The organism is Rhizobium sp. 21-4511-3d, from assembly GCF_053522545.1.
On sequence record NZ_JBNWCF010000019.1, the window covers coordinates 24,673 to 46,916 of the forward strand.

Here is a 22,244-nt window from a genome sequence, read left to right on the forward strand (position 1 = left end):
CAGCCGAGCCCACGACCGGTACGGTCTGATCTTCGAGGTCTCTGCTGCTCCGCGAGGCGCTTAGTGGCTTAGCGCGAATGCCAGCCAGTCCGCTGCATGCTCGACGGCAGACGTGCGATATGGCCTGGAGGGAACGACGACGTGGTAGGCGTCAGCCGTCCGCATTTCGGCATCCTCCAGCGAAACAAGCGTTCCGTCATCCAAGAAGGTCTGAACAAGCAGACGCCAGCCGAGCGCAATCCCCTGTCCCGCCCGTGCCGCCGCGATTGCCTCGGTATAGTGATTGAAGTGAAGCTGAGGAGATATCTGCAGGCTGCAATCCGCCTCCTGGCGCCACTGCGACCATGTCATCCATGATCTGTCCTGAGCGTCCGTCTCGATGAATTCGTCGGCGCTCGACATCCCGCCGCCTTCGCGCCGCCGGAAATATTCGGGGGAGCAGACAGGAACGATCGAATCTTCTCTCGAAGCGACAACCCTGCCATCCGCAAAAGGCGGCTGCCCATAGCGTATGACGATGTCGACACCTCCGGCATTGAGATCGATCTTGGAATCCTGAGAGACGACCCTGATTTGAACGCCCGACGTTTGACGGCGGAACTCCGCCAGTCTCGGGAGAAGCCAGAATGACGAAAAGGCGACCGTAGCTCCGATCGTGACGACGCCCTGTTGCGACCGCCCCACCACCTCGACAACATCGGCAATATTCGAGAAGCTTTGCGTCAACGTCGTCGCCAGAGCCAGACACCCCGGCGTCGGCTCTATGGCGCGATGCTTGCGGACGAACATCGGCAGTCCCAGCTCGTCCTCAAGGAGGGCGATCTGGCGGCTCACCGCAGCTTGCGTCACGCCGAGCTCGGCAGCCGCGGCAGTAAAGCTCCGATGCCGAAAGACGGCCTCAAGCGTCATCAGTGCGGTCAGCGATGGCAATCTGCGGCGGAAGCTCATGACGTCTTCACATTACTATAAGTTATGCATCAACGAAAATTAATGCCGTTGAACAGCCGGGAAAGCAAGCGCACTCTCGGGTAACTCAAACATAAGGGGATATTATGCTAAACCGCCTTCCCTCCGATATTTCCTCGCTGCTTGAAGCGCGCGCCAACGGATATTCTCTGCCTGCCGGCCTCTACACCCGTGAAGACGTCTTCGACGCCGATATCGACGTCTTCTTTCACAAGCACTGGATCTGCGTCGGCCTCGATTGCGACGTCCCCGAGCCGGGTGACGCGACTGTGGTCGATATCGGCAAGACGAGCCTGATCCTGCTGCGTGACGACGACGGCGAACTCCGTGTGCTCCACAATGTCTGCCGCCATCGCGGGTCTCGCCTGCTCGACGCGGGAAAAACAATCGTCTCGAAGCTCGTCTGTCCCTACCATACCTGGACCTACGAACTGACAGGCGAGCTCGCCTATGCGCCGCATATGGGCAAGGATCTCGACAAACAGTGCCACAGCCTGAAACCGGTGCATTTCAAATCGATCGGTGGATTGATCTACGTCTGTCTTTCCGACAATCCGCCGGAAGACATCTCGCACCTCGAACAGGCCATGATCGAGCGCCTGGCTCCCTACGATATCCGCGGCGCCAAGGTCGCCCACCAGACGGACGTCATCGAAGAGGGCAACTGGAAACTCACCATCGAGAACAATCGCGAATGCTATCACTGCTCGGCAAATCACCCCGAGCTCTGCGTATCCTTCGTCGACCTCGATTTCGGCTTCGATCCGGAAACGCTGAGCCCGGAAGATCGCGAACAGGCCGAGGCGCATTTTCGCCTCTACGATGAGAAAACCAAGGCATGGGAGTCCGACGGCTTCCCGTCGGCCGCCGTCGAGCGGCTTGAAAACTGCGCCACGAACTTCCGCACCCAGCGCCTGATCATTGCCGGGGCCGGCGAATCCCAGACGCATGACGCGACCGCCGCATCCTCGAAATTGCTCGGCCACATGACGCGCAAGGATCTCGGCGATACGCATCTCTGGGGCCACAACAGCTGGAACCATTTCATGGGTGACCACGCCGTTGTGGCGATCGTCATCCCTCTGTCGGCCGGCAAGACGCTCGTCAGGACCAAATGGCTCGTCCACAAGGACGCTGTCGAGGGAAAGGACTACGACCTCGACAAGCTCACCGATGTCTGGATCGCAACCACCGATCAGGACGCTGATCTCGTCGCGCGCTCGCATGCAGGCGCCCTAGACCCTGCTTATCAGCCCGGTCCCTATTCCCGGTTCTCGGAGACGAATCTCGACAAGTTCGCCACCTGGTATATCGATCGGATGCGCGCCCATGGGTATTGAGTTCACGAAGATCGAGCGCGGCGAAAGCGCGACCTGGAATCCGGAAGTCGACGAGACGCTCATCTGTCTCGACGTCCACCAGGAGACCCACGACGTCAAAAGCTTCACCTTCGCCTCGCCTGAGGGCAAGCGTTTCGAGTTCGAGGCCGGGCAGTATTTCCTGTTCGACTTTCCGACAGGCGCCGACGGCGAAGCCCGCTGCTACAGCATCTCCGCGTCACCCCATCGCACCAACGCCTTTACGGTGACGGTCAAGCGCGTGCCCGGCGGCAGAATATCGAACTGGCTGCACGACCACATGGCGCCGGGCATGACGGTCAGGGGACAGGGACCGCTTGGCCATTTCATCCGCCCCAAAGGCGAAAGAGTGAAACTCCTGCTGCTTTCCGGCGGCTCCGGCATCACGCCCGTCATGTCCATCACGCGCGATCTGGCGGACCGTTATCAGGCATCGGATATCGTCTTCCTGCACGCCGCGAGAACGCCCGCCGACCTGATCTTCCGCCACGACCTTTCCGGATTGGCGACAAGAATGAAGGGATTGCGTCTCCAGTTTCTGCCGGAAACAGTTGCCGGCGAAACATCCTGGCCGGGACTGACCGGCCGGATCTCGCCTGAATTTCTCAAGCTCGCCGTTCCCGATATCGCTGAGCGGATCGTCATGTGCTGTGGCCCGGCCCCCTTCATGGCAACGGCACGGTCGATCACGGCCGCTCTCGGCGTCCCCTCAGAAAACTATATCGAGGAAAGCTTCGATGCCGCCGTTATCGACGAGCCCGGCCTCGATGTCGAAGCGCAACCGGCGGCAAGGACCTTCCAGGTCGAGTTTTCGAAGCAGAAAAAGACCCTGGAGGTTCCATCGGGCCAAACGGTGCTAGCCGCAGCAAAGAAGGGCAGCGTCCGCCTCCCCTCATCCTGCTCAAACGGCGTCTGCGGCACCTGTAAGTCCAAGCTCATCTCCGGTTCCGTCGAAATGAACCACAACGGCGGCATCCGCCAACGCGAGATCGACGCCGGCCTGTTTCTGCCCTGCTGTTCCAAGCCGCTCAGCGATCTCGTCGTCGATCGCTGAGGGCGGCAAGCAGGTCCCCGACTGGCTCTGGGGCACTACCCGACGCTGTATCCGCCATCAACCGGCAGGGTGACACCCGTGACGAAAGCCGCAGCCGGCGAGCACAGGAACAAGATCGGCCCGACCAGATCGTCGGCCGTGCCCCAGCGCTTGAGAGCTGACCGGTCAGCGATCTTCGCCTCGCTCTCCGGAACCGACCAGAGCGGCCTCGTCATTTCGGTCCGGTGGTAGCCAGGGGCGACGGCGTTCACGCGCACGCCGTCTCGGCCATATTTATGCGCCATCGCGCGCGTCAGACCGACAATCCCCGTCTTGCTTGCCGTGTAGGACGGCACGCTCTCGTCGGCAAGATAGCTCAGCATTGAGGCAAAGTTGATGATGCTGCCATTGCTTCGCTTCAACAACGGAAACGCGGCCCGTGCCAGACGCATTGCGCTGTTCAGATTGACGTCCATGACATCTAGGAAGACATCCTCGTTCCACTCGTCGTCGGGACGTGCGATGCCCTGGCAGTTCACGAGCACATCAAGCGCTTCAATCGCTCCGAAAAATCGATCGACAGCGCCTCCATCCCGGACATCGAGCTGGCGAAATTCCACGCTTGAGACCGAAGCCTTCGCGTCTTCCAGACGCTCGATCGAGCTGCCGGTTGCAATGACAGTCGCGCCAGCCGATGCGAAGCCCTGAGCGACCGCGAGGCCGATACCGCTCGTCCCACCCGAGATGACGACCGTTTTACCTTCGAGGAAATTTGCGCTGAATGCGCCGACCGGATTTGTCATGATGGGTATCTTTCAGATCAGCGCTTTCAGCGCGGCAACGACCATTTCCTCGCTGACGGGAACCGGTTCGTTGTGGATAATCTCGCCTGACCGGCAGGCCCGGCGAGCGACGATTGCAAGCTTTTCTTCCGTTGCATCAGCGATACCGATATCGCTCAGGCGCGTTGGCAGCCGCACGGCCAGGCAAAAGTCCCGCACTCTCTCGAATTCGTCTTGATCTCCGTTGATCTTGAGACCCGCGAGCACCCCGATCGCAACCTTCTCGCCGTGGAGATGGTGATGGACATCGTCCAGCTCGCAGAGCCCGTGATGAATGGCATGTGCGGCAGCGACGCCGCCCGATTCAAAGCCGATACCCGACAGCAGGATGTTGGCCTCGATCACGCGTTCGATTGCCGGTCCAGCCCTCCCCGCGTCGCATTCGGCAAGTGCCGCCGTGCCGTGCTCGAAGATCGTCGCGCGGCAGAACCGGGCAATCTCGAAAGCCAGGGGAACGCCAGGCATCTTCATGCAATTGGATGCTCCGCTCCGGCGGCAGGCATCTGCCTCGTACCAGGTCGCAAGCGCGTCGCCGATACCAGCTGCCAGAAATCGTGCCGGTGCCTTGGCAATCAGGGCCGTGTCGACGAGCACCAGATCCGGATTGTCGGGCAGGAAGCGGTCATAGGCGACCGTTCCGTTCTCGGTATAGATGACGGCCAGCGCGCTGCAGGGCGCATCCGAGGCCGCAATCGTCGGCACAACGATGACGGGCAGGCGAAGGTCGCAAGCGGCGGCCTTTGCGGTGTCGAGCGCCTTGCCACCGCCGATCCCGATGACGACATCGACCGAGGCTGCGCTCGCCCGGGCCACAAGTTCGGAAACGGCCCGCTCGGAACACTCACCGCCGTGGCGCAGCAAGACGACATCGGCCTCGCCTCTGAAAGCGCTCGATACCGGTTGTTCCAGCATGTCGAACACACCCCGATCGACGAGGACAATTGCGCTCTTGCCGTAGCGGCCGGCTTCCTGACCGAGCAGTCCAATCGCTCCGGCTGCCTGCATATAGCGCCCCGGGAAGCGGGCACCGCGCGGTGAAATCGCCGAATTTACCAGCATACATAGCCCCCATCGGCCAGCACGATCGATCCGGTCATCAGGCTTGATGCGTCGCTCGCAAGGAACAGGATCACCGAGGCAACCTCATCGGTGCGGCCGAGCCGGTTCATGGGCGTACCACCGACCCAATGCTTGTACATTTCAGCGTCTTCGTAGACGTATTTGTTCATCTCGGTGTCGATGTAGGTCGGCGCCACCGAGTTGACGCGCACGCCGCGGGCACCCCACTCGGCGGCGAGCGATTTCGTCAGATGATGCACGGCGGCCTTCGAGGCGTTGTAATTCGCCTGCTCCTGCGGCCTGTTGACGATGAACCCGGACATCGATCCGACATTGACGATGCTGCCGGTGCCCTGTTCGAGCATGGATTTTCCGAAGGCGCGGCAGCACCAGAAGACGCCATTCAAATTGACATCGATGACCTTGTTCCAGACGTCATCGGCCATCGTCTCGGCGGGGTGATTGCTGATGGCGATCCCGGCATTGTTGACCAGAATGTCGACACGGCCGTGACGCGCAACGATCTCGTCGTGAACGGCCTGAACCGCCTTTGCGTCAGTGACATCGAGCACCGCGCTGTCGACCTTGTGGCCCTTGGCCGCCAGCTCGCTGCGGGCCGCGTCAAGCAAAACGGGGTTCATGTCGGTCAGTACGACGGTGGCGCCGGCCTCGGCGAGTGCCTCAACCGCAGCATAGCCGATGCCGCGCGCCGCACCTGTTACCACGGCAATCTTGCCGCTGAGCTTGAACTTATCGAGATACATCGGCGGGGTCCTTGGTATGTCTGTGGTCAGAAGAATTCGCCAGCACTTGGCCGAGCGTCGAAGTAAGGTCGTGAGGATCAGCAACGATCACGCGATCCGGAAAGACGATGTCGGAGCGGTGCGGCTCGGGCCAGCCGATGACAGTCATGCCGGCAGCGAGGCCGGCCACTGACCCTGGTATGCTGTCTTCGACAACGATACAGCCCTGCGGTTCGACACCGAGGAGATGGGCAGCGCGCAGGTAAGGTTCAGGATCGGGCTTGCCTTGCCGCACGTCGTTGCGGCTGACCGAGATGAGGCCCGGAACCTGGAGGTCGGCAGCCCTGAGATTGGCGTCTACCAGCATGCGGTCCGAGTTGGAAACGATGGCAAACGGCATCTGGCGCTGAGAGAGGAGCGCGAGAACGTCATTGACGCCGGATCTGCGCTTCAGCTCGGGCGCAGCCGCAAGATAGCTGCGATACTTGGCGGCAATATAGTCGCCAAGCGACGGCTTGAAGCCGATCGCCTCCTGCAACAGCGCATGGCAGGCTGCGCCGCTCATGCCGGTTATGCGATCGCCAAATCCGTCGGGCAAACTGTAGCCCATGGCGCGCAGTGCCTGCGCCATGGCGTCGAAATGCAGCCCCTCGCTGTCGACGAGGGTGCCGTCCATATCGAAAAGTACGGCGCGGCTGGTCATCGCGCCAACCTGTCGAGGTCGTCGTAAAGGTCCTGGCTATGCGTGTAGAGTTTTTCGAAGAAATCCTGCATCGGCCTGTAGATCTCGACCCAGCGCGGGTCGGGTTCGATCTCCTGGGAATACGAGACCAGGGCATCCGCGGCATCCGCAACATTCGTAAACCGGCCGGTCGCGGTCGCTGCCATGATCGCACAGCCAACCAGACCGCATTCCGGCTCCGATGGAACGAGGATCGGAATGTCGTAAACGCTCGCCTTGATCTTCATCCAGAGTTCGGTCTTGGCCCCGCCACCCGACGCGATGACCCGCGTCAGCGGCGCGCCCGATATGCGATCGAGGATGTTGATGTGGCGCTTGACCGCAATGGCGACGCCCTCCAGCACCGCCCTGTGCATATGAGCAAGGCCATGGCCGGCGCCGATTCCGAAATACTGCGCACGCGCGTTGCGATGGTCGCCAAGGCGCTCGCCGGTCAGATAGGGCATGAAGAACAAGCGGTCCGATCCGGCCGGCGCCTCCGCAGCCTTGGCGACGATTTCTTCGTAGGATGAGCGCTTCTCGTCGAAGGCGCGTCTTGCCCAACGCATCGCATCGCCACCGGATTCGAGGAGCATGAACGCCCCCCAGTTGCCGTCCACCGTCCCGACATTGCAGACGGCAGGATCGAGAAGTGGCTTGCCGGCGATCGCCGTGATAATTGCGGACGTTCCCATGACCTCAGAGCCGACACCCGGGCGGCTGACCCCGGAACCAAGAAGCGCCACCGGATAATCCGCACCGCCAACGAGAACAGGCGTCCCCCGGCGAAGTCCGGTCTCTGCAGACGCGCTTTCACTGACGGCGCCCAGAATTTCGGTCGGGTTCCTAAGCGGCGCGAGCTTGCCGGCGTCAAGACCGAGCATGCCGATCATCTTTTGCGACCATTGGCCGGTCCGCGGATCCATCAGGAAGCTCGCACCGCCATCGTTGCGATCCATCGCGATCTCACCCGTCAGGCGAAGATTGATGAAGTCCTTGGGCATCAGGACCGCAGCGGCCTTCTGGTAGGCCGCTGCATCGTGATCGCGCAGCCACTGGAGCTTGAAGCCGGGCCAGGCGGGTGTCGGCGGATTGGCGCAGTCAGCCAGGTAATCCGCCGCCGCATACTGCTTTTCGAAGGCCGTCACATAATCGACGGTTCGCTTGTCGTTCCAGAGCGGCGCGGTGTCGCGCACCAGTTCACCATCGGCGCCCACAAGCACCGTGCCGTGCATCTGCCCGCATGCGGAAACCGCTGCAATCCGGGAGCGCGCGCCGGGTGTCTTGTCGAGGACTTCCCGGATCGCTACGCAAACGCCGCTCCACCAGTCGGCAGGACGCTGCTCGGCCCATCCAAATTGCGGCACGATCTGCTCGTGTTCGCGGCTGCAGACGGCAAGGATCTTCGCGTTGACGTCGATAAGGGCCGCACGAACACTGCCGGTACCGACGTCGATGGCGAGATAAAGATCAGGTGACATGGCATTCATTCCTGGCAAGAGGCGCGATGCTACTTGCGGAACCAGTTCGAGGCATATTGCAGGAGCATCGCACCAATGATGATGCAGCCCATGAAGACCTGCTGGTGATAGCCGGGCACGCGGGCAAGGTTCATCATATTGGCGATGATGCCGAGCACAAGCACGCCGATGAAGGTGTTGACCACTCCTCCGCGGCCGCCCATCAGGCTTGCACCGCCAATGACGACGGCTGCGATCGCGTCGAGTTCGGCGCCGACACCGATATTGGCCGATCCGATGCCTGTGCGGCTCGTCGAGACGATCCCGGCTGCAGCGGCAAGGATACTCGAGATAACGTAAACCGCGGTCGTATAGTAGGCGACAGGAATGCCCGACAGGCGCACGGCTTCGACATTCGAGCCGATCGCTTTGACGAGCCGGCCGAAGCGCGTGAAGGTCAGGACGATACCGGCAATGACGAAAACGGCGGCCATCAGCACGACGGGGTACGGGATTGTCGCGATTGCACCGGAACCGAATGTGGTGATCCAGATTCCGGCATCGCCCATCTGGATCGGCTGCCCGGCCGATACGATCAGCGACAGGCCACGGGCGACCGTCATCATCGCCAGCGTCGTGACGAATGGCGGCAGTTTGAGAAAGGCAACGAGAATGCCGGATGCGAGACCGCAGGCGGCACCGGCAACCAACGCGCCAGCAATCGAGGCCCCCGTCCCGTAATCCTGAATGATGATCGCCGAGAGCACGCTGCCGAGCGCTGCGACCGAGCCGACCGACAGGTCGATACCGCGGGTCAGAATAACGAACAGCATGCCGATCGCCATCAGGCTGGTGCCGGCGCTCTGGCGCAGGACGTTGACGATGTTTCGCTGGGTCAGGAACACATCCGACATCGAGGTCGCAACGATCAGGAGCGCGATCAGGATGGCGAGTGTTCCGTAGCGATGCAGGACATTGCTGATGTTGAAGGAAGGCGAACGGCGTGCGGTTTCGGTAAGTTCGGTCACGGCTTTAACCCAATCAGTTGCTGGTCGCAGTGGCTTTGGCGTGCGGGACGGCATTGACCATCGCGAGCTTCAGCAGTTTTTCTTCGGTATAATCTTCGGGTGTCAGGGCGCCCGTCAGTTCGCCCTCGCGCATCACGAGGATGCGGTCGCACAGCCCGAACAATTCGATATGCTCGGACGAGATCACGAGGACTGCCCTCCCCTCGGCTGCGAGCGATTTGATCAGCGAATAAATCTCGGTTTTCGCACCGACATCGACGCCCCTCGTCGGCTCGTCGAAGATGAGCAGATCGCCGTCGGCGTGGAACCACTTGGCCAGGACGACCTTCTGCTGGTTGCCGCCAGACAGGCTCGATGCCGGATCATTCAGGCTGCCGGCCTTGATGCGCAGCCGGGATGCCAGTTTTTCGACGGTCTCGGTTTCAGCTCGGCGCCGAACGAAGCCAAACGGATTCACGAGAGGAGCGAGTTTCGACATGGTCGCGTTGACGCGGATCGGGAAATCCAGAACCAGACCCTGTTCCTTGCGGCTTTCCGGCACGAGCCCGATACCGGCTTTGACCGCCTCGCGCGGATTGTTGATCCGAACCTCTTTGCGATTGAGAAAGATCTTGCCGGAACGCGCCTTCTCGGCGCCGAAGATCAGGCGCACCAGTTCGGTGCGACCGGCACCGACCAGCCCGCCAAGACCAACGATTTCACCGGCGCGGACGCTGAGCGAGGCACCACGGATGCGGGTGCCATCGGAGAGCTCCTCGATACGGAGAACCTCGTCGCCGATCGAGCGCTCGACATCATCACCGAAAAGCGCTTTGAGCGATCGGCCGACCATCATCTTGATGACATCGTCGATCTCAACGTCCTTGCGCTCGACGGTCTTGACCGAGGCGCCGTCCTTCATGACGGTGATCCGGTCGGCGATGCGGAAGACTTCGTCGAGACGATGCGAGATGTAGATGATCCCAACCCCACGCTCGCGCAACGTCCTGATGATGCCGAGCAGACGCTCGGCGTCCTGTACGGAAAGAACGGCCGTCGGCTCGTCGAAGACCATGACGCTGGCATTGCGCGACAGCGCCTTTGCGATCTCCACCACCTGCTGATGGGCAAGAGACAGATCTGATACCGTCGCAGACGGTGAGATGGAAAAGCCAAGGCTGGAGATCAGTTCGCCGGCGCGCCGGTTGAGGTCACGCCACGAGATCACGGACGGGATTTCGGCCAGGAAGATGTTTTCGGCGACCGTCAGGTCGGCTGCGAGCGCCATCTCCTGGTGGATAATGGCAATGCCCTTTTCGAGCGCATCCATCGGCCCGCGAAACTGCTGCTCGTTGCCGCCGACTTTGACGGTTCCGGCCTCGGGCGTGTATTCGCCGCCGAGCACCCGCATCAGCGTCGACTTGCCCGCTCCGTTCTCCCCCAGCAGCGCATGAACCTCACCCCTGCGCAGCGCGAAATCGACGCCTTGAAGGGCGCGCACACCGCCGAAGGATTTTCGGATGCCGGACAGTTCAACAACAGTTTCCATAACGTCACATTCTGGTTTTCACGACCAATGAGCCGCAATCGCGGCCCTGCCAGCTGCACCAGCCACGAAGTCATTGAAGAAGTGGCCGGCGAAGGGAGGGCCGCGCCGGCCACGGGGAGGATCCGGTCTTAGAATACCGCGTCCTTCTTTAGGTACTTGTCGACATTGTCCTTGGTGATGGCCGTCGGCGTCGTATAGGTGATCTTGGAGATATCGGCCGGCAGGTCGCCGTCGAGTGCCTTTTTGGCAAGGTCAACAGCGGTCGACGCGACGAGTGCCGGATCGTTCAGGCCGGTTGCGCCATACTTGCCATCCTTGATCGCCTGCAGCGCTTCCTTCTGGCCATCGGCAGCAGCGAGGAACAGCACATCGCCCGACTTGTTTGCCTGATCGAGCGCCTTCTGGGCTCCGAGAACCATGGAGTCGTTTTCACCGAGCACGACATTGACGTCGGGGTTGGCGGTCAGGAGATCTTCCATCGCCTTGAGGCCGCCTTCATTAGTCCAGCCGCCCCATCCCTGGCCGACAACCGAGAAGTGGGCGCGGCCCTCATTGCGCAGCTGGCCCTCAGTCAGGCCGGCAAGAACGCCAAGGCGCCGTTCCTGGCCGACTTCATTGCCCTTGTCGCCGGAAATCAGGGCGATCTTCAGCTCCTTGCCCTTGGTGGCATCGGCAAGCCACTGGCCAACGAGCAGGCCGTTCTGCGAATTTGAAGACTGGACGAGCGTGACGAAATTGGCCTGCGGATCGATCGTCGAGTCGATGACGAAAACCTTGACGCCAGCGGTCGTTGCCGCGTTGATCGCCGGGACAAGACCCTTGCTGTCGCGCGGATTGATGATCAAGGCGCCAATGCCCTGGGCGACCATATCCTCGACGTCGGCAACCTGCTTGTTCAGATCATTCTGGCCGTCGACGGAGATGACTTCGCAGCCGAGTTCCTCGGCATGCTTCTTGGCTGAAACTTCCTGAGCGGCAAAATACGGCGCATCGAGCGTCTTCATCGAGATGCCGATCTTGCAGCCCGCTGCCTGTGCGGCGGACATGGCAAGCAGCGATGCGGCTGCGCCGAGCGCAAGCGTCATTACAGTCTTTTTCATTTACGTCTCTCCTCCGGGTGAGCGCCTTGAAGCGCGAGCCATTTCCCTGGCTGAAATGTAGCGTAGTTACAGGATTTTTCTTCGTCAACATATTTTTTGTTCAATTTCTACGTTTTTGCATCGCAATATTGCCTGAAAATTTCGCTTGCACGTCCTTTGTGTTCTATTTATGTAATTCTACTACCAAATGAGGAGGCTTATTATGATGCGGGAACCGGTCTCGAGCGTTGTCGATCCTATCGGTGGCGGGATGAGCGGAAATACAGGGCGGTATGAAAAGCGCCTCAGCGATCTCGGTGGCCTCTATGCCGACGGGGCTGCATTCGAAGCAGCGCTTGTTGGCCAGGGTAACGCCGTTGTCTACGACGTGGAGGATTTTCGCCCGGGCGATCACAGCGGCGATCTGATCTATGGCGTCACGCGCATGAGTCCTGGCCGGATCGGCGACGAGTTCTTCCTCACGCGCGGTCACATTCATGCCAAGGCAGACCGCCCGGAAATCTATTACGGCCAGAAGGGCCATGGATTGATGCAGCTCGAATCTCCCGCGGGAGAAACACGCATCATCGAGATCAAGGCCCAGACGATCTGCTACGTGCCGCCCTTCTGGATCCACCGTTCGATCAACATCGGCAACGAGGATCTCGTGATGGTCTTTGCCTATCCGTCCGACAGCGGTCAGGATTACGCCATCATCGAAACCTCGGGAGGCATGCGTCACCGGGTACTTTCCGGTGGCGAAAATGGCTGGCGGCTCGTCGAAAATGCCAACTACCGGCCACGCAGCGACGAGGCCGTCCATTCCCTCATGAAGTCCTACGCCTGAGTGCCATAATCCGCGGAGAGCAAACCGACATGACCAATCCCATCGATCTTATCGCCAGCCTCGGCGTCGTCCCCGTGATCGCCATCGAACGCGTTTCGGATGCCGTCGCCCTTGCAGACGCACTCCTGGAAGGCGGGCTGCCGGTCGCCGAGATCACCTTCCGCACCGAGGCCGCCGCTGACGTGCTCGCGAAAATGCGAGATGAACGGCCGGAGCTCTGCATCGGCGCCGGCACGGTGCTCGACACACCAAGCCTCGACAAGGCCATTGCATCGGGCGCCCGTTTTGGTCTCGCACCAGGGTTCGATCCATCGATCGTCGATGCGGCCAAATCGGCCGGACTTCCCTTCTGCCCGGGGATCATGACACCTTCCGATCTGACGCTGGCAGCAGGCCGCGATGTCCGGCTCGCCAAGTTCTTCCCCGCCGGCATTGCCGGAGGCCCGAAGGCGCTTGCCGGCATCTCGGCACCCTTTGCGCATCTCGGCATTCGTTTCATTCCGACTGGCGGCGTGACCGAGACAACAATTGGCGAGTGGCTTGCCCTGAAGCAGGTCATTGCCGTCGGCGGCACCTGGATCGCCAAGACCGAAGACATCCGCGAGGGGCGCTTCAAGGATATCGAAAAGAATGCGGCCGAAGCCGTCAAGGTCGCAAAGCAAGCCCTGGAGCAGCGCTCGTGAGCATCTATCAACCCGCAACCAAACCGACGCTCTATTTCATCGGCGTTACGACCGGCAAAAGCTCGATCATGAAGGTCTTTCCTGCCTGGGCGGAGTTTCTCGGGCTGAAGGATGCCGTCATCAAGGGCATCGATTTCAAGCTGCACGATGACCCGGCGGCCTATCGCGAGGCAGTCGAATTCATTCGCGATGATCCCCTCTCGATGGGCGCACTCGTCACGACGCACAAGATCGACCTGTTTCATGCCTGCCGCGATCTCTTCGATGTCATCGATCCCCATGCCGAACTGATGGATGAGACGAGCTGCATCTCGAAGAGAAATGGCAAACTGATCTGCCATGCCAAGGATCCGATCTCGTCGGGCCTTTCGATCGACGGCTTCCTTGGAGCGAACTATTTCGCCGAAAATGATGCGGACCTGTTCTCGATGGGTGCGGGCGGATCGACGATTGCCCTGACCTGGCATCTGATGCGCGCAAGCCGCGGCAAGAATGTGCCTTCACGGATCTTGGTGACCAATCGCAGCCAGCACAGGCTCGATGAAATTCGCCGCATCCACGAGAGAGTCGAAACGCGCGTGCCGGTCGAATATCTGCTCGCCGAGCGCCCCGAGGACAATGACCGGGTGCTCACAACACTCAAGCCCGGTTCCCTCGTCATCAACGCCACCGGCCTTGGCAAGGACGCGCCCGGGTCGCCGCTGACGGACGCCGCCATCTTTCCCGAGCGCTCGGTTGCCTGGGATCTCAACTATCGCGGCGATCTCGTTTTTCTCGATCAGGCACGCCGCCAAGAGGAAAAGCGCATGCTGCAGGTCGAGGATGGCTGGACCTATTTCATCCATGGCTGGACGCAAGTGATTGCCGAGGTCTTCGATGTGGCGATCCCGACATCGGGGTCGGCCTTTGAGCGGATTTCCAAGATCGCCATCGAGGCGGCGGGGAGATAATCATGAACCAGCGTATTCTCGTCACCCCGCGCTCGCTGACCCAGGAGCCTCACCCCGATGTCGAGCGGATGCGGGATCAGGGCTTCGAAATCGTCTATTCGACAGCCGGCGCAATGCCGAGCGAGCAGGAACTGATCGATCTCGTGCCCGGCTGCGTCGGATGGCTTGCCGGCGTCGAACCGGTAACTCCCAAGATCATCGAGGCGGCACAGGATCTTAAGGTCATCAGCCGCAACGGCGTGGGTATCGACAACCTGCCGGTCGAGATCCTCAAGGACCGCGGTGTGAAGGTGATGATCGCCGAGGGTGCCAATTCGATGGGCGTTGCCGAGCTGACGATCGGTCTGATCTTCAGCGCGCTCCGCTTCATCCCGCATTCGGACGCGGGCATCAAGGCCGGTGGCTGGCCGCGGCTGCGTGGCGCCGAAATCCATGGCCGGACTGTCGGGATCATCGGCTGCGGCGCGATCGGCCGTGAGGTCGCTCGTATGGTGATTGCGCTCGGCGCGCGCGTCCTCGCCTTTGACCCGGCGCGGCCAAACCTCGACCTGCCCTCGAGCGCCTTTGCCTATGCCGAAGTCGACGAGATCGTCGCGGAGGCGGATATTCTGACCCTGCATTGCCCGTTGCCGCGCGACGGTTCCACCTTCCTTGATCGCGACCGCATCTTTGCTGCCCGCAAGGGCCAGGTGCTCGTCAATACGGCGCGAGCGCGGCTTGTGGACGAAGAGGCGCTGATCGAAGCCCTCGAAACCGGCCAGATCGGTTGCTACGCCACCGATGTCTTCGAGCAGGAGCCGCCGGCTTCGCTTTCGCTGGCAGCCCACGGCAAGGTCATCGCCACAAGCCATATCGGCGGTTTCACTGCCGAGAGCGTCGATCGCGCCACCCGTATTGCGGCAGACAATCTGCTTGCCGCACTGGCATCGTGAGGTCTCTCATGCGGAAGGCACTTGAGGAACGGCAACGGTCCGGCTCGCTCGCTGAATATCTGCAAACCCCACCTTCCGAGGCTATGGAAATCCATTGGCTTGGCCAAGCCGGCTTTGTCATCGATATCGGCGGCAAGCGGCTGGTCATCGACCCCTATCTTTCCGATAGTCTCGCCGAAAAATATCGGGGAACGGCCAGACCGCACGCGCGCATGATGGCTGCCCCGATTGCCGCCGGCGAGATCCCGTTCGTCGATCTCGTGCTTTCAACCCATGCCCACACCGATCACATGGATCCGGGAACCCTGCCGCAACTGCTATCGGCCAACCCGCGCGCAAGACTTGTTGCGCCAAGAGCCAGCCGTTCGCAAGCTGTGGAGCGGTCCCAGGTTAGCGATGATCGCCTTTTGCTTGCGCGAGCGGGAGAACCGATCACTATCTCGAAGGACCTGACGATCATTCCGACACGGGCCGCTCACGAGAGCCTGGAAACGGATGCCGAGGGCAATCATCGCTTCCTCGGCTATGCCATCCTGGCAGACGGAATCGGTCTCTGGCATTCCGGCGACTGCATTCCCTTCGACGGCCTTGAGGCCGAGATTACTCGCCTGCATCCCGATATCGCTCTGCTTCCGGTCAACGGCAGGCGTCCCGAGCTGTCTGAAAACGGCGTGCCAGGAAACTTCTTCCTCCACGAGGCGATCGATGTCGCCCGCAAGGCTGGTGCTGCCCATATGATCGCGCATCACTATGGACTGTTCGATTTCAACACCGAGGACCCGGGCGCCATCGACCAAGCCGCGATGGCGACGAGCGACATCACCATTCATCGCGCGAAAACCGGTATTGTTCTTGCCTCCAGCCTCCGATAGGCCAACCATCCAACGCGACAGGACGAGCTTGCCCTTGCGGAGCGAAGCTTCTAGCCTCCTCGGCGAATAATGCAGGAAGGGCGATCCGCATGGATAGCGACATCAAGAACGGTACCGGGCGGAACATCATCGAGATTATCCGGACAATGCGATCCGATCTTCGCAAATCGGACCGCAAGGTCGCCGATGTCGTGCTTGACGACCCGCGCCGGATCATGAATGCCACGGTCGGCGAGACCGCAACGCTGGCAGACGTCAGCCAGCCGACGGTCCTGCGCTTCGCGACCGCGATCGGCTGCAGCGGCTTCCAGGACTTCAAGATCCGCCTAGCCCAAAGCCTTGCCTTCGGCACGCCGGCGACCCACTCGGTGCTGCTCGATACGGATGAACCGGAGGTCATTGCCGAGAAGATTTTCGACTACACGATGACCAGTCTCGACTGGGCCCGGTCGAAGCTCGACAAGGTTGCGCTCCACAAGGCGATCGATATTCTCGCCCAGGCCCGTTCGATCGTCTTCTTCGGCTTCGGGGCTTCGGGCATCGTCGCGCGCGACGCCCAGCAGAAATTCCCGCTGTTTGGCGTGCCCTGCAGCGCCGAGCTCGATTCCCACCAACAACTGATGGTCGCCTCGATGATGAAGGACGGCGACGTTGCATTCGTCATCTCCAACACCGGCACCACACGATCGATCATCGAGATTGCCCGCATCGCCCGCGACAACGGCGCTACCGTCATCTGTCTGACCGGCTCGGAATCACCGCTCACCAACTACTGCGATGTATCCCTGATCGTCGAGACGCTCGAGAACACCAACATGTATACGCCGACGATCTCGCGCATCGCCGCTCTCGTCGTCATCGACATTCTCTCAACGAGCGTCGCCGTGCGCCGCCCGGAAGCCGAGCGCGCCCGCATCAGCCAGATGAAGCGGCAGCTGAGCGACATGCGCAAGATGCAGCCGATCTGAGCCAGATATCTGCCTTTAGGAAATGATGCTGGCGCGGTTCCAACGCACGGCCGGACCACGCAGCACCAAATGACGGGACACGATGATCCACGGCCGTTTCAGCCGCGAAACCGGCATTCTCATAACACTATCTATGTCGACCGCGCCGGCTACGGTGCCCCAACGCGACCATGGCCGATGATCGCCAAGGCCAAACGCCCGCCTCCTTACAGAGGCGGCCGAAGCCACATTTGCGATCGGATATTCACAACACGCTATAAAGCGACTGTGCCGACACGATATATTGGATGGCAGCGAGGAGCGCGGTCACGGCGAGGATAACGCCGATCCTGATGATCTTGCTGGACAAGGTTTCTCTGTCTTGCTTGGTCAACGCGGCGGCACTCCGACCCGGATGGCATCACTCGGAAGTGCAAGCTCTCGGAGCCCCGCTTCCAAAGCTCATTTCTGGCTATCCTTCCATGCCTGATAGCGTTGCTTGGTCTCGGCATTCATCGGGTAGAGACCGGGCAGCGGCACGCCGCGATCGACCTCCGTCATGATCCAGGCTTCCATCCGTTCATGCTCGGGGCTTCGGCAAGCACCTCTTCCGTGCCGAAGCAGAGCTCGCCCTTGGCGGCGCGGGCGCGCGCACCCTTCACATTGGCGAGCATCCAGGAGAGCTTGGTGCCGGAAAAATACGGATCGAGGATCAGGCCGGTCTTCTTGGTGAAGGTCTTCTCGAGGTCCTGGCGCTTCAGGTTCTCGCAATAGCTTGCCGTGCGGCGGTCCTGCCAGACGATGGCATTGTGGATCGGCTTGCCGGTCTCGCGCTCCCAGACGACGACGGTCTCGCGCTGGTTGGTGATCCCGAGTGCGGCGATATCGGTCGCCTTCACCTTCGCTTCGCGCAGCGCCATGTGGATGGTCGAGACCACGGAATCCCAGATCTCCTCCGGGTCGTGTTCCACCCATCCCGAGCGCGGATAGATCTGCGTGAACTCCTTCTGGCCCACGCCCGCGATCTTCATCTCGCCATCGAACACGATCGCCCGCGTCGATGTCGTGCCCTGATCGATCGCCAGAACATACCCGCTCATGCTTGCCCTCCCGTGCGCATTAACGCCATGAAACGACAGGCATAAGAACGGACACAGAAGGAAAATAAAGCGACTTTTTGTTTCTTCTGAACCACCGTTCTCTGGGCTTTTGGTGAACGGCATCCGCGACAGCCGAGCTGCCGCGGATGCATCGTCCAATCCAGCACCCAGACTTACAGCGCTGCCCGCTTGTCACGCCTACCAACCCGAGCCAGCAGGTAGTCGACCTCGGCCTTCGCCGTAGCCGATAGCATCTGGGCAGGCTTGCGCTGGGCGTCCGTGGTGATCACGCCGCGGCGTTTCAGCACGTGTTTGCGCACCGCCAGGCCGACGCCGAGTTGTTGCTCATAGCGGATCAGCGGCAGGTGGGCGTCGAAGAGGTCGTGTGCCTCATCGCGCTTTCCGGCGGCGAACAGTCCCACCAGTTCGGTCAGCATATCCGGGAAGCCGTAGCCAGTCATGGCGCCGTCGGCGCCGCGCTCGGGTTCGAAATCGAGGAACATGCCGCCGTTGCCGCAGAGGATGGAGAAGTTGCGGAGCTCGCCGGCCTTCTGCAAGGACCTGAGCTTCGAGATCTTCTCGAGGCCCGGCCAGTCCTCGTGCTTCAGCATCAGGCACGAGCTGTGGTTGGTCATGATTTTGGCAATCACGGCTGGTGTCATCACCACCGTCAGCGTCAGCGGATAGTCCTGCAGAACCCAGGGGATGTCGTCGCCGACGGCCTCGACGGCTCCGGCGAAGTAGTTGACGATCTGGTCATCGGTACGCAAGGCGGGCGGCGGTGCGATCATCACGCCGGCGGCTCCCATTTCCATCGAGTCGCGGGCCAGCGAGCGCATGGCTGTGAAGCCCGGTGCGGAGACGCCGACGATAACCGGGATTTTCGAACGGGCCAGCACGCGCTTTACGATCGCGCGGCTTTCCTCGGGCTCCATTTTCGGAGCCTCGCCCATGATGCCGAGAATGGTGACGCCGGTGCAGCCGCTCTCCTGATAGAAGTCGGTCAGCTTGTCGATCGAGTTGAAATCGATCGAACCGTCCTCAAAGAAGGGCGTCGTCGCAATCGCATAGACGCCCTTGGAATCCGTTCCAAAGCTCATTTCTGGCTATCCTTCCATGCCTGATAGCGTTGCTTGGTCTCGGCATTCATCGGATAGAGACCGGGCAGCGGCACGCCGCGATCAACCTCGGTCATGATCCAGGCTTCCATGCGCTCCTGCTCGGGCGCTTCGGCAAGCACCTCGTCGAGGAAGGCAGCCGGGATCAGAACCGCGCCATCCTCGTCGACGACGACGATGTCGTCAGGGAAGACGGCGACGCCGCCGCAGGCGATCGGTTCCTGCCAGCCGACGAAGGTGAGACCGGCAACCGATGGCGGGGCGGCGATGCCGTCGCACCAGACATTCATGCCGCTGGCAAGCACGCCCTCGGCATCGCGCATCACGCCATCGGTAACGAGAGCGGCAACACCGCGCTTGGCCATGCGGGCGCAGAGGATGTCGCCGAAGATGCCGGCATCGGTGATGCCCATCGCATCGGCAACGGCAACGCAGCCTTCCGGCATCGCCTCGATCGCCGCACGCGTCGAGATCGGCGAGGCCCAGCTTGCCGGGGTCGCGAGATCCTCGCGGGCCGGCACGAAGCGCAGCGTGAAGGCCTTGCCGACGACGCGGCCCTGGCCCGGCTTGATGGGCTTCGTGCCGCGCATCCAGACATTGCGCAGCCCCTTCTTCAGAAGCACTGTCGTCAGCGTGGCGGTTGAGACGCCCTTCAGCGTCTCGACGGTCTTGGGATCGAGTGACATTGGGATCTTTCCGTTCAGATGCTGTTGATCAGGCCGCCGTCGATGCGGATGACGGAGCCGGTGATGTAGGAGGCACGGGGGCTGGCAAGGAAGGTGACGGTATCGCCATATTCCTTCGGATCGCCATAGCGCCCGACCGGGATCGTGCCGGTGCTTTCGGCGGTGACGTCAGCCACGGGGCGGTTCTCGCGCTTGGCCTTCTGCTCGTCGAGAAAGACGATGCGGCCGGTGGCGATGCGGCCCGGCAGGACGATATTGGCGGTGATGCCGTCACGGCCGATCTCGCGCGCCAGCGTCTTCGACCAGCCGACCAGCGCCAGCCGCAGCGAATTGGAGATGCCGAGATTGGCGATCGGCGCCACGACGCCAGACGAGGTCGAGGTGATGATCCGGCCCCATTTGCGCTCGCGCATGCCGGGCAGCACCGCATCGGTGACGGCGATGACCGAGCGGACCATCATGTCGAAATATTTCGACCAGTCGGCAGACGACTGACCGGCAGCCGGCGTCGGCGGCGGGCCGCCGGTATTGTTGACGAGAATATCGACCGGGCCGAACTGTGCCTTGATCTCCTCGAGCTTGCCTTCGATCAGCGACAGATCGGCGATGTCCCAGACGACGGCGCTCGCCTTGCCGCCCTCGGCAGCGATCGCTGCAGCCGTTGCCCTGGCGGCATCCTCGTTGATGTCGGCGACGACGACCGATACGCCCTCTGCGGCCAGCGATCTGGCGATCGCCCCGCCAAGCCCGCCACCGGCGCCGAACACCAGTGCCGTCTTATCCTGCAATTGAAGATCCAATGTCTTGCTCCTCTAATTCTTGTTCCGTCTCGACCTTAAGAGCGGGCGATATCGTAGCCGCACTCGTCGAGGGCCTTGTCGACCCATTTGCGATTGTCGGGACCATAGGCGCCCGAAAGGATGTCCTGCAGCTGCTTCGCTTCGGCTGCCGCCTTCTTCGAGGCATTGGCATAGACGGTCTCCAGCATGGCGTAAGGGATCGACACCAGCCCGTCATCGTCGCCGACAATCAGGTCGCCGGGCTCGACGACCATGCCGTCCAGCGCGATCGGCACATTCATCGATCCCGGACCATTCTTGTAGGGCCCGCGATGGGTGACACCCGCAGCAAAGACTGGAAACTCGTGCGCCTTGATGAAGGCGCTGTCGCGGATCGCGCCGTTGACGACGACGCCGGCAAAGCCGCGCTTCTCGGCATAGGCCAGCATCATCTCGCCCATCAGGGAATTCGTCAGGTCGCCACCGCCGTCGATGACGAGAACGTCGCCGGGCTTTGCCATGTCGATCGCCTTGTGAATGATCAGGTTATCACCCGGGCGCGTCTTGACCGTGAAGGCGGGGCCGCAGAGCGTGCCGCCCGCATGCATTGGACGAAGGGTCGGGCCGCCGGCTTCGGTGCGAAGCATGACGTCGCTGATCGTTGCGACTGGGAGCGCCGTAAACTTGGCGATGGTCTCGGCAGATGCCCGGTGCTGCGGCTCAAGAAGCCTGATAGTGTTCATTTTCTCTTCCTTCCCTTCCTTATGCCGCGGCTGCGGCAGCGAGACTGACATGGCCGACGCCAGACAGGCTTGCGTTCAAAGACGAATTGGCTGCGATCGGAACCGGCCCTACGCGCGCGCCGGTGATGATGACTTGACCCGCGCGAAGCGGCTGGCCCCTGGCCGCGGCGTGATTGGCAAGCCAGAGGACGGCGTCGAGCACCCCGTCGCTATCGGGCAGCGCCTTGGTGACGCCGTACCTGATACCCGCCATATCGAGGACGGGAGCGAGGCTGGTGGAATCGAAGTCTCCGATGCCATCGATGCCATCACCTGCAACGACAAGGCAGCTGCTCTGGCCATCGGCAAGCGCCGTGAGAGGAGACACCTGCTTGCGATCGACAAAGCGGGAATCGAGGATCTCCAGCGCCACATGAATGCTGCCGACGGCAGCCGAAACGTCGGCTCGCGTCGATGCTTCCGGCAGGTCCCTGGAGAGCTTGAAGGCGACCTCGACTTCGACCTCGGGCGCGTGCAATCCCGGCGGAAGGGCGGAACCGTTCTTCAAGAATCTGTAGGCTGCGATTGGAGAGCACCGCGGAACCTGACCGGGGGCGGCTGGCGCCACTTTCCAGCCGCCGATCGCCTGGCCTTCAAGGCTCGCATCCTGGATGGCGTAGGCAGCGTCGACGGAAGGTGGGACGAGGTCCGGCGGGAGGTCCGTGAGACGCTCGCCGGTCGTCGCTTTCGCGAGCAGATCGGCCGCGCTCCGGATCAGATTGCTGTTCATG

At 61.6% G+C, this 22,244-nt stretch carries 23 protein-coding genes and 2 pseudogenes; 8 read left to right on the plus strand and 17 right to left on the minus strand.

Annotated features, from left to right (window positions below; all coding sequences use genetic code 11):
- Positions 1 to 60: 60 nt before the first annotated feature.
- On the minus strand, positions 61 to 948 hold the full coding sequence (locus ACQZ5H_RS29265) for a LysR substrate-binding domain-containing protein (protein ID WP_449099773.1): 888 nt from the start codon (positions 946 to 948) through the stop codon (positions 61 to 63).
- Positions 949 to 1,052: 104 nt separating this feature from the next.
- On the opposite strand from ACQZ5H_RS29265, the gene ACQZ5H_RS29270 reads away from it, so the two are divergent.
- On the plus strand, positions 1,053 to 2,306 hold the full coding sequence (locus ACQZ5H_RS29270) for an aromatic ring-hydroxylating oxygenase subunit alpha (protein ID WP_449099774.1): 1,254 nt from the start codon (positions 1,053 to 1,055) through the stop codon (positions 2,304 to 2,306).
- Complete coding sequence (locus ACQZ5H_RS29275; protein ID WP_449099775.1) at positions 2,296 to 3,378, plus strand: FAD-binding oxidoreductase; 1,083 nt, start codon at positions 2,296 to 2,298, stop codon at positions 3,376 to 3,378. Before ACQZ5H_RS29270 ends, ACQZ5H_RS29275 begins: the two co-directional genes overlap by 11 nt.
- Positions 3,379 to 3,413: 35 nt before the next feature.
- Here the strand turns inward: ACQZ5H_RS29275 and ACQZ5H_RS29280 are convergent, their stop codons facing one another.
- From ACQZ5H_RS29280 to ACQZ5H_RS29315, 8 genes are all read right to left on the minus strand, one after another.
- Positions 3,414 to 4,160 carry an SDR family NAD(P)-dependent oxidoreductase gene (locus ACQZ5H_RS29280; RefSeq protein WP_449099776.1) on the minus strand — a complete coding sequence of 249 codons (747 nt, stop codon included), beginning with the start codon at positions 4,158 to 4,160 and terminating at the stop codon, positions 3,414 to 3,416.
- Positions 4,161 to 4,172: 12 nt separating this feature from the next.
- The gene (locus tag ACQZ5H_RS29285; RefSeq protein ID WP_449099777.1) at positions 4,173 to 5,258 is read right to left on the minus strand and encodes a glycerol dehydrogenase; all 1,086 of its coding nucleotides are present in this window, start codon (positions 5,256 to 5,258) and stop codon (positions 4,173 to 4,175) included.
- The gene (locus tag ACQZ5H_RS29290; protein ID WP_449099778.1) at positions 5,249 to 6,022 is read right to left on the minus strand and encodes an SDR family NAD(P)-dependent oxidoreductase; all 774 of its coding nucleotides are present in this window, start codon (positions 6,020 to 6,022) and stop codon (positions 5,249 to 5,251) included. Before ACQZ5H_RS29290 ends, ACQZ5H_RS29285 begins: the two co-directional genes overlap by 10 nt.
- The gene (locus tag ACQZ5H_RS29295; RefSeq protein ID WP_449099779.1) at positions 6,009 to 6,704 is read right to left on the minus strand and encodes an HAD family hydrolase; all 696 of its coding nucleotides are present in this window, start codon (positions 6,702 to 6,704) and stop codon (positions 6,009 to 6,011) included. Before ACQZ5H_RS29295 ends, ACQZ5H_RS29290 begins: the two co-directional genes overlap by 14 nt.
- Positions 6,701 to 8,203, minus strand: a complete 1,503-nt coding sequence (locus tag ACQZ5H_RS29300; RefSeq protein WP_449099780.1) for a xylulokinase — start codon at positions 8,201 to 8,203, stop codon at positions 6,701 to 6,703. The genes ACQZ5H_RS29295 and ACQZ5H_RS29300 overlap by 4 nt, the downstream gene beginning before the upstream one ends.
- 29 nt (positions 8,204 to 8,232) lie before the next feature.
- Complete coding sequence (locus tag ACQZ5H_RS29305) at positions 8,233 to 9,264, minus strand: ABC transporter permease (RefSeq protein WP_449099781.1); 1,032 nt, start codon at positions 9,262 to 9,264, stop codon at positions 8,233 to 8,235.
- Positions 9,224 to 10,738 carry a sugar ABC transporter ATP-binding protein gene (locus tag ACQZ5H_RS29310; RefSeq protein WP_449099782.1) on the minus strand — a complete coding sequence of 505 codons (1,515 nt, stop codon included), beginning with the start codon at positions 10,736 to 10,738 and terminating at the stop codon, positions 9,224 to 9,226. The genes ACQZ5H_RS29305 and ACQZ5H_RS29310 overlap by 41 nt, the downstream gene beginning before the upstream one ends.
- Before the next feature lie 128 nt (positions 10,739 to 10,866).
- Positions 10,867 to 11,838: a sugar ABC transporter substrate-binding protein gene (locus ACQZ5H_RS29315; protein ID WP_130284576.1), complete on the minus strand. Its 972-nt coding sequence runs from the start codon at positions 11,836 to 11,838 to the stop codon at positions 10,867 to 10,869.
- Positions 11,839 to 12,040: 202 nt separating this feature from the next.
- Here ACQZ5H_RS29315 and ACQZ5H_RS29320 point away from each other — a divergent pair, with 202 nt between their 5' ends.
- The 6 genes from ACQZ5H_RS29320 (at position 12,041) to ACQZ5H_RS29345 (ending at position 17,069) form a co-directional block, all read left to right on the plus strand.
- A complete protein-coding gene (locus ACQZ5H_RS29320) occupies positions 12,041 to 12,664 on the plus strand; it encodes a glucose-6-phosphate isomerase (protein ID WP_449099783.1) in 624 nt (207 codons plus the stop codon).
- 29 nt (positions 12,665 to 12,693) lie between these two features.
- On the plus strand, positions 12,694 to 13,347 hold the full coding sequence (gene eda / locus ACQZ5H_RS29325) for a bifunctional 4-hydroxy-2-oxoglutarate aldolase/2-dehydro-3-deoxy-phosphogluconate aldolase (RefSeq protein WP_449099784.1): 654 nt from the start codon (positions 12,694 to 12,696) through the stop codon (positions 13,345 to 13,347).
- Positions 13,344 to 14,297 carry a shikimate dehydrogenase family protein gene (locus ACQZ5H_RS29330; RefSeq protein WP_449099785.1) on the plus strand — a complete coding sequence of 318 codons (954 nt, stop codon included), beginning with the start codon at positions 13,344 to 13,346 and terminating at the stop codon, positions 14,295 to 14,297. Before eda ends, ACQZ5H_RS29330 begins: the two co-directional genes overlap by 4 nt.
- Before the next feature lie 2 nt (positions 14,298 to 14,299).
- Positions 14,300 to 15,229: a phosphoglycerate dehydrogenase gene (locus tag ACQZ5H_RS29335; protein WP_449099786.1), complete on the plus strand. Its 930-nt coding sequence runs from the start codon at positions 14,300 to 14,302 to the stop codon at positions 15,227 to 15,229.
- Between the two features lie 8 nt (positions 15,230 to 15,237).
- A complete protein-coding gene (locus tag ACQZ5H_RS29340) occupies positions 15,238 to 16,101 on the plus strand; it encodes an MBL fold metallo-hydrolase (RefSeq protein WP_449099787.1) in 864 nt (287 codons plus the stop codon).
- An 89-nt stretch (positions 16,102 to 16,190) separates the two neighbouring features.
- Positions 16,191 to 17,069 (plus strand): SIS domain-containing protein, encoded by an 879-nt coding sequence (locus ACQZ5H_RS29345; protein WP_449099788.1) that lies wholly within the window; start codon positions 16,191 to 16,193, stop codon positions 17,067 to 17,069.
- 244 nt (positions 17,070 to 17,313) lie between these two features.
- Here the strand turns inward: ACQZ5H_RS29345 and ACQZ5H_RS29350 are convergent, their stop codons facing one another.
- From ACQZ5H_RS29350 to ACQZ5H_RS29385, 8 genes and pseudogenes are all read right to left on the minus strand, one after another.
- A complete protein-coding gene (locus ACQZ5H_RS29350) occupies positions 17,314 to 17,442 on the minus strand; it encodes a hypothetical protein (protein ID WP_449099789.1) in 129 nt (42 codons plus the stop codon).
- A gap of 68 nt (positions 17,443 to 17,510) precedes the next feature.
- Positions 17,511 to 17,642: pseudogene (locus ACQZ5H_RS29355) on the minus strand (ribonuclease activity regulator RraA); the annotation flags it as partial.
- A gap of 17 nt (positions 17,643 to 17,659) precedes the next feature.
- A pseudogene (locus ACQZ5H_RS29360) lies at positions 17,660 to 18,148 on the minus strand (FGGY family carbohydrate kinase); the annotation flags it as partial.
- Positions 18,149 to 18,321: 173 nt separating this feature from the next.
- Positions 18,322 to 19,248 (minus strand): dihydrodipicolinate synthase family protein, encoded by a 927-nt coding sequence (locus tag ACQZ5H_RS29365; protein WP_449099790.1) that lies wholly within the window; start codon positions 19,246 to 19,248, stop codon positions 18,322 to 18,324.
- Positions 19,245 to 19,952, minus strand: a complete 708-nt coding sequence (locus tag ACQZ5H_RS29370) for a ribonuclease activity regulator RraA (protein WP_449099791.1) — start codon at positions 19,950 to 19,952, stop codon at positions 19,245 to 19,247. The genes ACQZ5H_RS29365 and ACQZ5H_RS29370 overlap by 4 nt, the downstream gene beginning before the upstream one ends.
- A 14-nt stretch (positions 19,953 to 19,966) precedes the next feature.
- Positions 19,967 to 20,752 (minus strand): SDR family oxidoreductase, encoded by a 786-nt coding sequence (locus ACQZ5H_RS29375; protein ID WP_449099792.1) that lies wholly within the window; start codon positions 20,750 to 20,752, stop codon positions 19,967 to 19,969.
- Positions 20,753 to 20,787: 35 nt separating this feature from the next.
- Complete coding sequence (locus ACQZ5H_RS29380) at positions 20,788 to 21,474, minus strand: RraA family protein (protein WP_449099793.1); 687 nt, start codon at positions 21,472 to 21,474, stop codon at positions 20,788 to 20,790.
- A 19-nt stretch (positions 21,475 to 21,493) separates the two neighbouring features.
- Complete coding sequence (locus ACQZ5H_RS29385) at positions 21,494 to 22,243, minus strand: 2-keto-4-pentenoate hydratase (RefSeq protein WP_449099794.1); 750 nt, start codon at positions 22,241 to 22,243, stop codon at positions 21,494 to 21,496.
- Position 22,244: the final 1 nt, after the last annotated feature.